The following is a 13,343-nucleotide window of genomic DNA, read 5'->3' on the forward strand; positions in this document are numbered from 1 at the left end:
TGCAGCAAAAGGTGGAATACAAGAAACTGCCAAGATTGGAGACTTATTCGCAACTCATGGACAGACAATGAGTAATAGGCAGTTGGATAGATTGATTAAAGATATTCGGGTTAATGGAATATCTAATCCGTTGGTGGTGACTGCGCATGATGGGCGGTTGTATATTCTGGATGGTCATCATCGAGCGTTGGCGGCTCCTAGGGCTGGAGTTTTAGATGTTCCGATAAAAAGGGTGGATTTGCCATACGGTGCTTACAGAGGACCCGCAGATCTTGAATTCACATGGGGAGGTTATTAAAAATGGAACTAAGAAAAATCAATGAAATCATCATTTCTAGTAGAAATATTTTATTTAATAATAGGGTGAATGATACAGTTATTTCTTCATTGGAAGAGGTGTTGAGCTGCTGGCGAGAAATTGAGGTGGATAGTTCGCGTAATATATTGAAGTACTGCATTGGTGAGGCTTTGCAGCAGATTAAACAATCTAAATTAACTAGTGCTGGGCGTGTGTTGAATTTAATTCATAACTTGCCTTTGTCATTGGAGGGTTTAAATAATTGGGATTTGGACTATTTTATCTCTATGGAACTGCCGAATTTTCTAGAGCATTTTGAAGAAATACATAATTCCAGAGATATCTCTCTTTATGTGTTTCAACAAATTTCCAATCAGTATTTCAACAGTGCTTTATTGAATAGATAGAATTCTTCTCTGAAAATCGATTGGATTTTAATGCTTGGCCAAGCCGCAGGAGCAGGAGCAGGAGCAGGAGCAGGAGCAGGAGCAGGAGCAGGAGCAGGAGCAGGAGCAGGAGCAGGTGGCTTGGCAATGGCTGATCTCAGGCTTTGGTGAAGTGCGGCCCACCACGGGCGCCTGGGGCGAAGGCCAGACGGTCAGCGGCTTCAGCTATGCGCAGACGACTAGGTTCGACCTGCGGTATCCGAGCTTTGACCGTTACAACAACTATCGTGCCTTGCCAAAAACGACCAGCACAACCGCTGCCCTCGTTTCGACTTGGGCAATGGTGTTCTTCATGATGCGGATGGCAGTGTCTTCATTGAAGCCTCCAGATCCGCAACCGATGAGGGGAAAGGCTACGGATTTGAAGCCGTGATCGTTGACAAGTTGCAGGGCCGAGTGGATGGACCTCTCAATGGAGAGTTCTGACGCCCTCCAAAGAAGATTGATGCCCGCCACGTTGATGATGCCTTTGAAAGGCAGTCTGCCGGCAGATGTCAGTACGGCATCGCCCAGAGGAATGGGGCCGGCCCGCGCAACCTCCAGGAATGGCTGCAGTCCCCCCTTGCGCTTGATTGCGCCGGACACGCCTTGGGGGATCAACAGCCACCAGGGAATGATGTTTCTATTCCATGAGTTGACGATGACTTCAACGTCCTGGTCCAGAAGGTCGCCGTTGACTATGCGGATATTCATTGAGTGAGGGGCGATGCTCGCAGGTGCGGAAACTGCACAGTATCTCGCGCCTCGCGTCACCCCAACGCTCACTTGTCTTGAGCCACCGCATGCCCTTTCTCCAGTCTGGTCACGGCCTCGCGGTAAGCCGGACTGGCGCGCAGCTGTTGGTAACGCTCCAGGCCGCGCTGGTATTCGGTGGAGCGGACATCGATCTCGCGGTCCGAGACATAGGTGAGTCCGGCGCGGTGCCACATTTCCAGGTCGGCCAGCACCTGGGCGCGGCTGAGGTCGGTGGGGGCAGCAGTGGAGGAGGGCGTGGCGTCCTGGGCGAGGGCGGTGCCGGCCAGGCCCAGGCTGAGGGCGGCCAGGGCGATGAAGCGGGTGAAGTGGGAAGTGCGCATGGGGAACCTTTCAGGTGAAGCGAAGTGATGAGGGCTTCATGGTCCCGCTGCCGCCCTGGCCGGCACAGCCGTTTGCGACGCACTGCAGCATGGCGGGAGCCAATGGCCGTTGGGTTTCGTGAAATGCCTGGAGGGCAGGCGCGGCCATCCGAGGAGCGCCGCCAGCCATGGAAATGCTTTGATCAGCCTGTGTGCGGCAGATTATTTCCAGTTGTTCGAATAAATCGGCATAAACATCTGTAAAATGGCTGGTGGAAGCATGAATCGGCAGCAAATTCCAGCGACACAGGCCGACAATCGCCGCTCTCCATGTCTTCATCCATTCCACTTTCCCCCGCTGCCGTTTCGGCAGATTCCGTCTCCCGCAGTTCCGAGGCCTTTCGCGGCTTCAGGGATGCGATTCCCGTGATGCTGGGTTTCGTGCCCTTTGCCCTGGTGCTGGGCGCCCAGGCCGTGCAAAAGGGGCTTGCACCGCTGGAAGTTCCTCTCATGACCGGGATGAACTTCGGCGGCGGCTCGGAGTTCACGGCCATACGGCTGTGGACCTCGCCGCCGCATGTGCTGCTGATCGTCGCCATGTCCTTCCTGGTCAATTGCCGGCACATCCTGATGGGTGCGGCACTGGCGCCCTATCTGCGCCATCTGCCCAGGCGCCGTGCGCTGCCGGCCCTGTTCTTCATGTGCGACGAAAGCTGGGCGCTGGCCCTGGCCGACGCCCAGCGCAGTGCCGCGCGGCGCGTGAGCCTGCCTTACTACATGGGCGTGTCGGCAGGCCTGTACATGGCCTGGGTGTCGTGCACGGCGGCCGGTGCCTTTCTGGGGCCGCGCATTGGCGACCTGGAGCAGTACGGCTTCGACATGGCGTTCACCGCCGTGTTTCTGGTGCTGCTGCGCGGCATGTGGAAGGGCGTCAGGCCTTGCCGGCCCTGGCTGGTGAGCCTGCTGACGGCGGCCCTGGTCTACAAGCTGGTGCCTGGCGCCTGGTATGTGGCGGCCGGCGCCGTTTCGGGCCTGATCTGCGCGGCCTTGCTGGCGCCCAGGAGCTGAGCGATGGAAGCCACAACCGTGCTGACGCTGGTGCTCATGGCGTGCAGCACGTATTTCACGCGGGTGATCGGCTACCTGCTGCTGCGCGGGCGCACGCTGAGCCCGCGCATGCAGTACGTGATGGAAAGCCTGCCGGGCTGCGTGCTGATCTCGGTGATTGCCCCGGCGTTTGTGTCCGAGCGTCCGGCCGATCTGCTGGCCCTGGTGGTGACGCTGGTGGCGGCCAGCCGGCTGCCCATTCTGCCGACGGTGCTGATCGGCATTGCGTCGGCGGGTGCGCTGCGGCACTGGCTGGGGTGATGGCGGCCGGGGGTGGGGTGTTTTGGGCCTTCAGTTCGCCCGCCAGTGGTCGATGTAGGAGGCATGCAAGTCTCATCCTCCACCTCGGCTTCCGCCTCGGGAGCCGCTTCATCCTCCGGCGGCAATGACATCGCTGCGTTGCAGCGCAAGCTCAAGGAGCTGCAGCAGGCGCTCAAGGAAGTGGCCTCCGAGAACATCGACGCCAAGGCCAAGCAACAGAAGTCCAAGCTGTTGCAGACGCAGATCATGATGGTGCAAAACCAGATCGAGGCGCTGATGCGCGCCAGGCAGCAGGCCCAGCTCGACAAGCAGCGCGAGCAGCAGCAGGCCGCCGAGGCGCCATCGCAATCCCCATCGAAGGGCGGGAAGGCGCCCGGGCTGGGCGGCGTGGTCGACGTCTACGTCTGATCCAGTGAGATGGCCCGTGTTTTCACGGGCCGTTTTTCAAGGCGTTCAATGTAACTTACATGAAAATGCTGTTCGGACTTTGAGAGGGTTGGCTCTGCAACACGGATGGGGAAGGGGCTTGCCTGCGGGGCGGTAGCCGCGAGCGTCGCAACTCCTATGGAACTTATTGATTTTTGACTCTCAAGAAACCGGCGGTTGCTACCGATAAGGCAAGCAATGTGACTGCCGGGATGCGATAGCGATGGCCTATACCGATGGCGTCACGGGGACAGAGGGATCTGCGATGAAAAAACTCGGCGATGTGCGTATCGGTACCCGGCTTACCGGTGTTTTTCTTGTTCTGCTGATCTGCCTGATGGCCGTGGGCGCCGTCGGCGCAAGGGCGCTGGGCCATGTGTTCTCGGGCACGCAGACCATGTACCAGGACCGCGTGGTTCCGCTCAAGCAGCTCAAGCAGATTGCGGACGCCTACGCCGTCAACGTCATAGATACGGTCAACAAGGCGAATGCCGGCCTGATCACGGCGCAGGAGGCAGCGGCGAGCATTTCCGGCACGCTGCCCGCGATCGACGCGGCCTGGCGCAGCTATTCGTCCACACAGCTGACCTCGCAGGAGGCCGTGCTGGCCAGCCAGGCGCAGGCGCTGTTCGCACCTGCCAACCAGAGCATCGACCGGCTGCTGCAGCGGCTCAAGACGCTGGATGGAAAAAGGGCCGGCAGCCTGGACGAGTTCGATGGCGCGCTGTATGCCAGCGTAGACCCCATCAGCGCCAAGATCGGCGAACTGGTGGAGCTGCAGCTCAAGGCATCCGAGGATGTGTATGCGGACTCCCGCCAGGTCCTGGCGCAGTCGCAGATGCTGATCTACGGCTTTGTCGCGGCCGCTGTCATCCTCGCCGTGGCGCTGGGCTATGTGGTCACGCGCTCCATCACCGTTCCCCTGAAGTCCGCCGTGGAGGTGGCCAGGCACATCGAGCAGGGCGATCTGGCTTCCGAGATCCAGGCCACGGGGCGCGACGAAGTCGGCGACCTGCTGCGCTCCATGAGTGCTATGCGCGAATCGCTGGCCAGCATCGTTGGCGATGTGCGGCGCGGGGTGGAGTCGGTGACCACGGCATCCAGCCAGATCGCGGCAGGCAACCAGGACCTGAGCAGCCGCACCGAACACCAGGCCTCCAGCCTGCAGGAGACGGCGGCCTCCATGGAGCAGCTGGCAGGCAATGTGGGCCAGAGTTCGGAGAATGCGCGGCAGGCCAGCGCCCTGGCCGTGCGTGCCAAGGAGGTGGCGGGCGTGGGCGGTGGCGCTGTCGCCAGGGTCGTGGGCACCATGGACGAAATCTCGGCCAGCAGCGGAAAGATTGCCGAGATCACGGGCGTCATCGATTCCATCGCCTTCCAGACGAACATCCTGGCGCTCAACGCAGCGGTCGAGGCCGCGCGGGCGGGCGAGCAGGGCAGGGGGTTTGCCGTGGTGGCCGGAGAAGTGCGCTCCCTGGCCCAACGCAGCGCCGCAGCGGCGCGTGAAATCAAGGCGCTGATCACGGCCTCCACCGAGACGGTGCGAATGGGCGGCAACCAGGTCCGGGAAGCCGGCAAGGCCATGGACGCCATCGAATCCCAGGTGCGCGAAGTGGCGTCGTTGATCGAGGCCATCTCGGCCGCCAGCGTGGAGCAAAGCGGCGGCCTGGGACAGATCAGCGAGGCGGTCTCCCAGATGGACCAGGTCACGCAGCAAAACGCTGCCCTAGTGGAAGAGTCTGCCGCTGCAGCTGCCAGCCTGGAGCGACAGGCCCGCGTGTTGGCCCAGGCGGTGGCCACGTTCAGGATCAGCGAGTTCAAGGAGATCGGCATGGCGCCCGCCGGCAGGGCATTGGCCGTTGCCTGAAGCGGGCAAGGCAAGAGCGCGGACAGGGCGCTCTTGCCTTCCTTCTTATCAATTCAATGTAACTTACATAAATTAATTCTCAAATCAGAGGTAAGGAAAGCCGCCGTTTTCCGGCGGCGGCTTGTCAAGGGCTGGGGGTCACCCCGCGCTGTTGCGGCCTTGCCAGCGCTCGGCGGGCTTGGTGTACATGGCGGCAATCTGCGATTCAAACCGCGCCATGAGGTTGTTGCGCTTGAGCTTGAGGGTGGGCGTCATCAGCCCGTTCTCAATGGTCCAGGGCTCCAGTTCCAGGTGCACGGCACGGGGGACCGCATAGCGGGCAAAACTGGCCACCTGTTTCTCGATGCGGGCCAGCGCTTCACGCTCGGCGGCGGCGTGGTTCAGGCTCTTGGGATCTTCGGGATCCAGGCCCAGGCGCTGGGCCATGGCCTGCCATTCACCACGCTCGATGACGGCCACGGCGGCGATGAAGGGGCGGTCTTCGCCCACGACAAACACCTGGGTGAAGAACGGGTCGCCGGTGATGGCCAGCTCCAGGTCGGCCGGTGGAATCTTCTCGCCGGTGGAGGTGACGATGATTTCCTTGATGCGGCCCTGGATGCGCACGCGCCCATCCTCGATCACGGCCTGGTCGCCGGTGCGCAGCCAGCCGTCGTCTGTGAAGGTCTTGGCGGTGTCTTCGGGGCGTTGCCAGTAGCCCCGCATCACGCAGGGCCCGCGCACCTGCAGTTCCCGATTCTCGCCAATGCGCACTTCCACGCCCGGCAGGGCGCGGCCCACGGTGGCCGGGTGGTTGTCCTCCAGCGTGTTGGCGCAGACCACGGGCGAGGTCTCGGTCATTCCGTAGCCCTGGATCAGCGGCAGGCCCAGGCCGAGAAAACAGCGCGCAATCGTGGGCGACAGCGGCGCGCCACCGCTCACGGCCACGCGCACACGCCCGCCAAACTGGGCCAGCAGCGGCTTGGCCACCAGATGGTTGAGCACGGGCCAGGGCAGCCATTGCATCCAGCCCGGCACGTCGGGCTGGGGCGCCTGCGCATCGGCAATGCCTTGTGTTTCACAAAAGCGTTGCCAGCCCCTGGCCTGGGCCAGTTCGAACAGCTGGGCCTTGAGCGGTGCGCGCGCCAGCGCCTCCATGACCTTGGCGTGCACGCGCTCGTAGATGCGCGGCACGGAGACCAGCACAGTGGGACGCTGGGTCTTGAGATCCTCGGCCAGCTGAGCCACGGAGCGCGCATAGGCCACGCAGGCGCCCACGGCCATCGCCAGGTAGTAGCCTGCCGTGCGCTCGAAGGTGTGCGACAGCGGCAGGAAGGACAGGAAAACATCATCGCTGCGCGGCTGCAGCCGCTGCATCACGGCCTGTACGTTGGAGACCACGTTGCGGTGCGTGAGCATCACGCCCTTGGGCTTGCCCGTGGTGCCCGAGGTGTAGACGACGGCGGCCAGGTCCCCGGCAGAGGGAGGCGGGGGCAGGGGGACTGCGCCGCCCTCAGCCAGCCATTGGGCCAGCGGTTGCACGGGGATCTGCCCCAGGGCCTCCAGGACGGCGGCATCGCCTTCGGTTTCAGGCTCTGCGGCCCGGGAAGCCGGCTTGGCCGATGCCACGACCACCTTGCGCAGCGCGGGCAGGGCCTGGCCCGTGGCGCAGATCTTGTCCCAGGTGGATTGCTGTGCCACGAACAGCATGGACACCTGGGCATTGGCCAGGATGTAGGCAATGCTGCCTGCGTTGTCTATGGAATGCAGGGGCACCGGCACATGGCCGCAGCGCAGGCTGGCCAGGTCGATGGACATGGCATCCAGCCCGTTGGGCAAAAGAATGGCAATGCGCGAGCCCGGTGCCAGCTCCTGCGCGGCCAGGGCCTGCGCCCACAGGGCCACGCGCTCGCCGGTCTGCGCCCAGTTCAGGGACTTCCAGCTGCGCGCATCCTCGTCATAGGCCCGATAGGCCTCGCCTGCGGGCGTCTGCTGCACGCGCAGGGCCAGCATTTCCACCAGGGTGGCGGCCGTGGCCATGCTGGCATCGGCAGGCAGGCTCATGGCCAGGGAAGGGGCGCGGGCTGGATCTTGGATGCTCATGCGAAGAGGTGCGGACCGAAGTGGATGGTGCCGCTGATGATAGCTGCCGGTTACCGCAGGCCCCGGCGTCAGCTTCGGACATGTGCGGAGTTGGCGGCGAGGTTTATGCTGCACTGCAGCGTTCTCGGGCGATGCGCCTGAAGCGAACCAGGAGCCGCATGCCCGCCTACGTCGCCACTGTTGCCCAGCCAGCCAGGGTTCAGATGAACCCGAGTTCAGGACGCTGCAGCCAGACCGTTTCTGAAGTGCTGACGCATGGCCTGCGCGGCGGCCGCGCCATCGCGGCGCAGCAGGGCCTGCATGACGGTCTCGTGCTCGGCCAGCGAGTCCTCGATGCGGCCCTGCTTGAACAGCGACTTGTGGCGGTTGAGCTTCATGACCTTGCGCAGGTCGGCCACCAGCTGGTTGCGCCAGCGGTTGTCGGCGATCTGCAGCAGCTGCATGTGAAAGCTCTCGTTGAGCTCGAAGAAGCGGTCTGCATCGCGCATCTGCGCCTTGAGTTCCTCATGGGTCTGCTGCAGGGCGGCAAGTTCCTCATCGCTGCCCGATTCGGCCACGACCTGCACGGCATCGGATTCCAGCAGGCTCAGCAGGTGGTAGACATCGGCAATGTCCTTGGACGACACCTCGGTCACATAGGCGCCACGGCGCACCTTCATGGTCACCAGGCCCTCGGCGGCCAGCACCTTCAGGGCCTCGCGCAGCGGGGTGCGGCTGATGCCGTATTCCTCGGCAATCTTCAGTTCGTCGATCCAGTCACCAGGCGCCAGTTCGTGCGCGAAGATGCGCAGGCGCAGCTTCTCTGCCACCTGTTCGTAGAGCGCGCGGGGAGTGAGGGTGTTTGTCGACATGTGGCCCGGATTGTATCGGCAAAGATATTTTGAATGAATAATTATGAATGATGTAAACTGCGGCAGCTCTGGGGCATGCCCTCAAGGGCACCTGTCATTCACGAGCCTGAGAACATGAGACAAGACCATCCGACAGCGCAGAACGGCCAGGAATTCGCAACTGCCGACCTGCAGAAATGGGCCCAGGCGGCCGCCAAGGCCGCTCCAGGGGGCGACATCCAGGCACTGCACTGGACCACGCCCGACGGCATCGACGTCAAGCCGCTGTACACGGCGGCCGACACGGCGGATCTGCCCCATACGGATAGCCTGCCAGGCTTCGAGCCCTACATCCGCGGCCCGCAGGCCACCATGTACGCGGGCCGGCCCTGGACCATTCGCCAGTACGCGGGCTTTTCCACGGCCGAGGAATCCAACGCCTTCTACCGCAAGGCGCTGGCCGCCGGCGGGCAGGGCGTGTCGGTGGCCTTCGACCTGGCCACGCACCGGGGCTACGACAGCGACCATCCGCGTGTGACGGGCGACGTGGGCAAGGCCGGCGTGGCCATCGATTCGGTCGAGGACATGAAGGTGCTGTTCGACCAGATCCCGCTGGACAAGATCAGCGTGTCCATGACCATGAACGGCGCCGTGCTGCCCGTGCTGGCCGGCTACGTGGTGGCGGCCGAGGAGCAGGGCGTGGCCCAGGACCAGCTGTCGGGGACCATACAGAACGACATCCTCAAGGAGTTCATGGTCCGCAACACGTATATCTACCCGCCCCAGCCGTCGATGCGCATCATCGGCGACATCATCGAGTACACGAGCAAGAACATGCCCAAGTTCAACTCGATCTCGATCTCGGGCTATCACATGCAGGAGGCGGGCGCCAACCAGGCGCTGGAACTGGCCTTCACGCTGGCCGACGGCAAGGAGTACGTGAAGACCGCCACGGCCAAGGGCATGGATGTGGACGATTTCGCGGGCCGGCTGTCCTTCTTCTGGGCCATCGGCATGAATTTCTACCTGGAAATCGCCAAGATGCGCGCGGCCCGCCTGCTGTGGTGCCGCATCATGAAGGGTTTTGGCGCCAAGAAGGCCAAGAGCCTGATGCTGCGCACGCACTGCCAAACTTCGGGCTGGTCGCTGACCGAGCAGGACCCCTACAACAACGTGGTTCGCACGACCATCGAGGCCATGGCCGCCGTCTTCGGCGGCACGCAGAGCCTGCACACCAACAGCTTTGACGAAGCCATCGCGCTGCCCACCGAGTTCTCGGCCCGCATTGCGCGCAACACGCAGCTGATCATCCAGGAAGAGACCCACATCACCAATGTGATCGACCCCTGGGCCGGCAGCTACATGATGGAAAAGCTGACCCAGGACATGGCCGACGCCGCCTGGAAGATCATCGAGGAGGTCGAGGCCATGGGCGGCATGACCGCCGCCGTGGATTCGGGCTGGGCCAAGCTCAAGATCGAGGCCGCCGCCGCCGAGAAGCAGGCGCGCATCGACTCGGGCAAGGACGTCATCGTCGGCGTCAACAAGTACAAGCTGGCCAAGGAAGACGCCATCGACATCCTTGAGGTGGACAACGTCAAGGTGCGCGACAGCCAGATCGCGCGCCTGAACCAGATCAAGGCCAGCCGCGATGCCGCCAAGGTCGAGGCCGCCCTTCAGGCCCTGACCCAGGCCGCCGAAAGCGGCGAGGGCAACCTGCTGGACCTGTCCATCCAGGCCGTGCGCCTGCGCGCCACGGTGGGCGAGGTCTCGGATGCACTGGAGAAGGTTTTCGGGCGCCACCGCGCCGATACGCAAAAGGTGACCGGCGTGTATGCAGCAGCCTACGACTCGGCCGAGGGCTGGGAAAAGCTCAAGGGCGAAATCGACGCATCGTCCGAGCAACTGGGCCGACGCCCGCGCGTGATGATCGCCAAGCTCGGCCAGGACGGCCATGACCGCGGCGCCAAGGTGGTGGCCACGGCCTTTGCCGACCTGGGCTTCGACGTGGACATGGGCCCGCTGTTCCAGACGCCCGAGGAATGCGCGCGCCAGGCCATCGAGAACGACGTGCACGCCGTGGGCGTGTCCACGCTGGCGGCAGGCCACAAGACCCTGGTGCCGGCCATCATCGAGGAGCTGCGCCGCCAGGGCGCGGACGACATCATCGTCTTCGTGGGCGGCGTGATTCCCGCGCAGGACTACGACTTCCTCTACAACGCCGGCGTCAAGGGCGTCTATGGACCGGGCACACCCATCCCGGCCAGCGCCAAGGACGTGCTCGAGCAGATCCGCCAGGCCAACAGCCTCTGAGCCCGCCGCAGTGACTCCCGAGCAAATGCAAGACGGCATCCTGAACGGCAACCCTGCCGTTCAGCGCCGGGCGATGGCCAAGGCCATCACCCTTTTGGAATCCACGCGCACGGATCACCGCGCTGCGGCCGATGGGCTGCTCACGGCCCTGCTGCCGCATACGGGCGGATCTTTCCGCCTGGGCATCAGCGGCGTGCCGGGCGTGGGCAAGAGCACCTTCATCGAGACGCTGGGCCTGTTCCTGATTGCGCGCGGCCTTCGCGTGGCGGTGCTGGCCATCGACCCATCGTCCACCGTGTCGGGCGGCTCCATCCTGGGCGACAAGACGCGCATGGAGCAGTTGTCCGTTCATCCGGATGCCTACATCCGCCCCAGCCCCAGCAGCGGCACACTGGGCGGCGTGGCCGAGAAAACCCGCGAGGCCATGCTGGTCTGCGAGGCGGCTGGCTACGATGTGGTCATCGTCGAGACCGTGGGCGTGGGCCAGAGCGAGATCGCCGTGCAGGGCATGTGCGACATGTTCTGCCTGCTGCAACTGCCCAATGCGGGCGACGACCTGCAGGCCATCAAGAGGGGCGTGATGGAGCTGGCCGACCTGGTGGTCATCAACAAGGCCGACATCGACCCGCATGCCGCCACGCGCGCCCAGGCCCAGATCACCTCCAGCCTGCGCCTGCTGGGCATGCACGGCAACCCCGAGCATGCCCACCACGACGAGCGCCTTTGGCAGCCCCAGGTCATCACCATCAGCGCGCTCAAGAAGGAGGGCGTTGAAGGTTTCTGGGGTGCGGTGGAGGAATTCCGCCGCCTGCAGCAGGCCAACGGGCGCCTGGCGCTGCGCCGCGAACGCCAGGCGCTGTCCTGGATGTGGGAGCGCATCGACTCCGGCCTCAAGCAGGCCTTCCGGCAGCATCCGCAGGTGCGGGCGCTGCTGCCCCAGCTGCAGGCCGACGTGGCAGCAGGGCGCATCGCGGCCAGCACGGCCGCCAGAAATCTGCTGCAGGCGCAGGCAGGCCCCGTGGCGGCGCCGCAGTGACGGCCGACAAGACAAGACCAGACAAACCTTACCGTTAGACGTTAGAGGAATCGCAGCATGCAAGACATCCTGGATCAACTGGAGACAAAGCGCGAACAGGCCCGCCTGGGTGGCGGCCAAAAGCGCATAGATGCACAGCACAAGAAGGGCAAGCTCACGGCGCGAGAGCGCATCGAGCTGCTGCTGGACGACGGCACCTTCGAGGAATGGGACATGTTCGTCGAGCACCGCTGCACCGACTTCGGCATGGAAGACAGCAAGATCCCCGGCGACGGCGTGGTCACCGGCTACGGCATGATCAACGGCCGCCTGGTCTTCGTCTTCAGCCAGGACTTCACCGTCTTCGGCGGTGCGCTGTCCGAGACCCATGCCGAGAAGATCTGCAAGGTCATGGACCAGGCCATGAAGGTCGGCGCCCCCGTGATCGGCCTCAACGACTCGGGCGGCGCCCGCATCCAGGAAGGCGTGGCCTCGCTGGGCGGCTATGCCGACGTGTTCCAGAAGAACGTGCTGGCCAGCGGCGTGGTGCCGCAGATCTCCATGATCATGGGCCCCTGCGCGGGCGGCGCCGTGTACTCGCCGGCCATGACCGACTTCATCTTCATGGTCAAGGACAGCAGCTACATGTTCGTCACCGGCCCCGAAGTGGTGAAGACCGTGACGCACGAGGAGGTCACGGCCGAGGAGCTGGGCGGCGCCATCACCCACACCACGCGCAGCGGCGTGGCCGACATGGCCTTCGATAACGACGTGGAGGCGCTGATGATGCTGCGCCGCCTCTACAACTACCTGCCGCTGAACAACCGCGAGAAGGCGCCCGTGCGCTACACCTCGGACCCCGTGGACCGCGCCGACAAGTCGCTGGACACCCTGGTGCCCGACAACGCCAACAAGCCCTACGACATGAAGGAGCTGATCCTCAAGACCGTGGACGACGGCGACTTCTTCGAGTTGCAGCCCGACTACGCCAAGAACATCCTCACGGGCTTTGCACGCATGGACGGGCAGACCGTGGGCATCGTCGCCAACCAGCCTCTGGTGCTGGCCGGCTGCCTGGACATCAAGAGCTCCATCAAGGCCGCGCGCTTCGTGCGTTTCTGCGATGCCTTCAACATCCCCGTGGTCACCTTCGTGGACGTGCCCGGCTTCATGCCCGGCACCAGCCAGGAGTACGGCGGCATCATCAAGCACGGCGCCAAGCTGCTGTACGCCTATGCCGAGGCCACGGTGCCCAAGATCACCGTCATCACGCGCAAGGCCTACGGCGGCGCCTATGACGTGATGGCCTCCAAGCACCTGCGCGGCGACGTCAACCTGGCCTGGCCCCATGCCGAGATCGCCGTGATGGGCGCCAAGGGCGCCGTGGAGATCATCTTCCGCGAGGACAAGAACGACCCCGCCAAGCTGGCCGCGCGCGAGGCCGAGTACAAGGCCCGCTTCGCCAACCCCTTCGTGGCGGGCGCGCGCGGCTTCATCGACGACGTGATCCAGCCGCACGAGACGCGCAAGCGTATCTGCCGCTCGCTGCAGATGCTCAAGAACAAGCAGCTGGAAAATCCGTGGCGCAAGCATGGAAACATCCCCTTGTGAAGCACCCCCTGAGCGGCTCCGCCGCTTCCCCC

The 13,343-nt window shown here is 63.6% G+C and carries 14 protein-coding genes; 9 read left to right on the forward strand and 5 right to left on the reverse strand.

Going from position 1 to position 13,343, the window contains the following annotated elements; genetic code table 11:
* Positions 1-298, forward strand: a 298-nt coding sequence (locus DTS01S_RS30020) for a ParB/RepB/Spo0J family partition protein (protein ID WP_169804706.1), incomplete at its 5' end; no start/stop codon positions are given.
* A 2-nt stretch (positions 299-300) separates the two neighbouring features.
* Entirely contained in the window at positions 301-705 is a 405-nt protein-coding gene (locus tag DTS01S_RS30695) for a hypothetical protein (protein WP_074932063.1), read from the forward strand.
* A gap of 261 nt (positions 706-966) precedes the next feature.
* On the opposite strand, the gene DTS01S_RS31530 is transcribed toward DTS01S_RS30695, so the two are convergent.
* The 3 genes from DTS01S_RS31530 to DTS01S_RS30700 all read right to left on the reverse strand — a co-directional run bounded on the left by DTS01S_RS31530 (position 967) and on the right by DTS01S_RS30700 (position 2,139).
* Positions 967-1,437, reverse strand: a complete 471-nt coding sequence (locus DTS01S_RS31530; protein ID WP_074932060.1) for a macro domain-containing protein — start codon at positions 1,435-1,437, stop codon at positions 967-969.
* Positions 1,438-1,505: 68 nt separating this feature from the next.
* Entirely contained in the window at positions 1,506-1,820 is a 315-nt protein-coding gene (locus DTS01S_RS24915) for a DUF4148 domain-containing protein (protein ID WP_017405616.1), read from the reverse strand.
* A 10-nt stretch (positions 1,821-1,830) separates the two neighbouring features.
* Complete coding sequence (locus DTS01S_RS30700; RefSeq protein ID WP_139223894.1) at positions 1,831-2,139, reverse strand: hypothetical protein; 309 nt, start codon at positions 2,137-2,139, stop codon at positions 1,831-1,833.
* Here DTS01S_RS30700 and DTS01S_RS24920 point away from each other — a divergent pair.
* The 4 genes from DTS01S_RS24920 (at position 2,130) to DTS01S_RS24935 (ending at position 5,460) form a co-directional block, all read left to right on the forward strand.
* The gene (locus DTS01S_RS24920; RefSeq protein ID WP_016446045.1) at positions 2,130-2,867 is read left to right on the forward strand and encodes an AzlC family ABC transporter permease; all 738 of its coding nucleotides are present in this window, start codon (positions 2,130-2,132) and stop codon (positions 2,865-2,867) included. The two genes, DTS01S_RS30700 and DTS01S_RS24920, sit on opposite strands and share 10 nt — an antisense overlap.
* A 3-nt stretch (positions 2,868-2,870) precedes the next feature.
* Positions 2,871-3,167, forward strand: coding sequence for an AzlD family protein (locus DTS01S_RS24925; protein WP_017405618.1), 297 nt, complete (start codon positions 2,871-2,873; stop codon positions 3,165-3,167).
* A 63-nt stretch (positions 3,168-3,230) separates the two neighbouring features.
* A complete protein-coding gene (locus DTS01S_RS24930) occupies positions 3,231-3,575 on the forward strand; it encodes a FlxA-like family protein (RefSeq protein ID WP_016446047.1) in 345 nt (114 codons plus the stop codon).
* Positions 3,576-3,858: 283 nt separating this feature from the next.
* Positions 3,859-5,460, forward strand: coding sequence for a methyl-accepting chemotaxis protein (locus DTS01S_RS24935; RefSeq protein WP_016446048.1), 1,602 nt, complete (start codon positions 3,859-3,861; stop codon positions 5,458-5,460).
* A gap of 138 nt (positions 5,461-5,598) precedes the next feature.
* Here the strand turns inward: DTS01S_RS24935 and DTS01S_RS24940 are convergent, their stop codons facing one another.
* Both DTS01S_RS24940 and DTS01S_RS24945 read right to left on the reverse strand, forming a co-directional pair.
* The gene (locus DTS01S_RS24940) at positions 5,599-7,542 is read right to left on the reverse strand and encodes an AMP-dependent synthetase/ligase (protein ID WP_017405621.1); all 1,944 of its coding nucleotides are present in this window, start codon (positions 7,540-7,542) and stop codon (positions 5,599-5,601) included.
* Between the two features lie 215 nt (positions 7,543-7,757).
* Positions 7,758-8,393 (reverse strand): GntR family transcriptional regulator, encoded by a 636-nt coding sequence (locus DTS01S_RS24945; protein WP_016446050.1) that lies wholly within the window; start codon positions 8,391-8,393, stop codon positions 7,758-7,760.
* 114 nt (positions 8,394-8,507) lie between these two features.
* Between DTS01S_RS24945 and scpA the strand changes: the two genes are divergently transcribed.
* The 3 genes from scpA to DTS01S_RS24960 are packed head-to-tail and all read left to right on the forward strand — an operon-like array spanning position 8,508 to position 13,311.
* Positions 8,508-10,685, forward strand: a complete 2,178-nt coding sequence (gene scpA / locus DTS01S_RS24950; protein WP_016446051.1) for a methylmalonyl-CoA mutase — start codon at positions 8,508-8,510, stop codon at positions 10,683-10,685.
* 25 nt (positions 10,686-10,710) lie between these two features.
* Positions 10,711-11,721: a methylmalonyl Co-A mutase-associated GTPase MeaB gene (gene meaB, locus DTS01S_RS24955; protein WP_061289394.1), complete on the forward strand. Its 1,011-nt coding sequence runs from the start codon at positions 10,711-10,713 to the stop codon at positions 11,719-11,721.
* Between the two features lie 57 nt (positions 11,722-11,778).
* Positions 11,779-13,311 carry an acyl-CoA carboxylase subunit beta gene (locus tag DTS01S_RS24960; RefSeq protein ID WP_016446053.1) on the forward strand — a complete coding sequence of 511 codons (1,533 nt, stop codon included), beginning with the start codon at positions 11,779-11,781 and terminating at the stop codon, positions 13,309-13,311.
* The last annotated feature ends 32 nt before the right edge of the window (positions 13,312-13,343 follow it).

The organism is Delftia tsuruhatensis NBRC 16741, assembly GCF_001571325.1.
Taxonomy (GTDB): Bacteria; Pseudomonadota; Gammaproteobacteria; order Burkholderiales; family Burkholderiaceae_C; genus Comamonas; species Comamonas tsuruhatensis.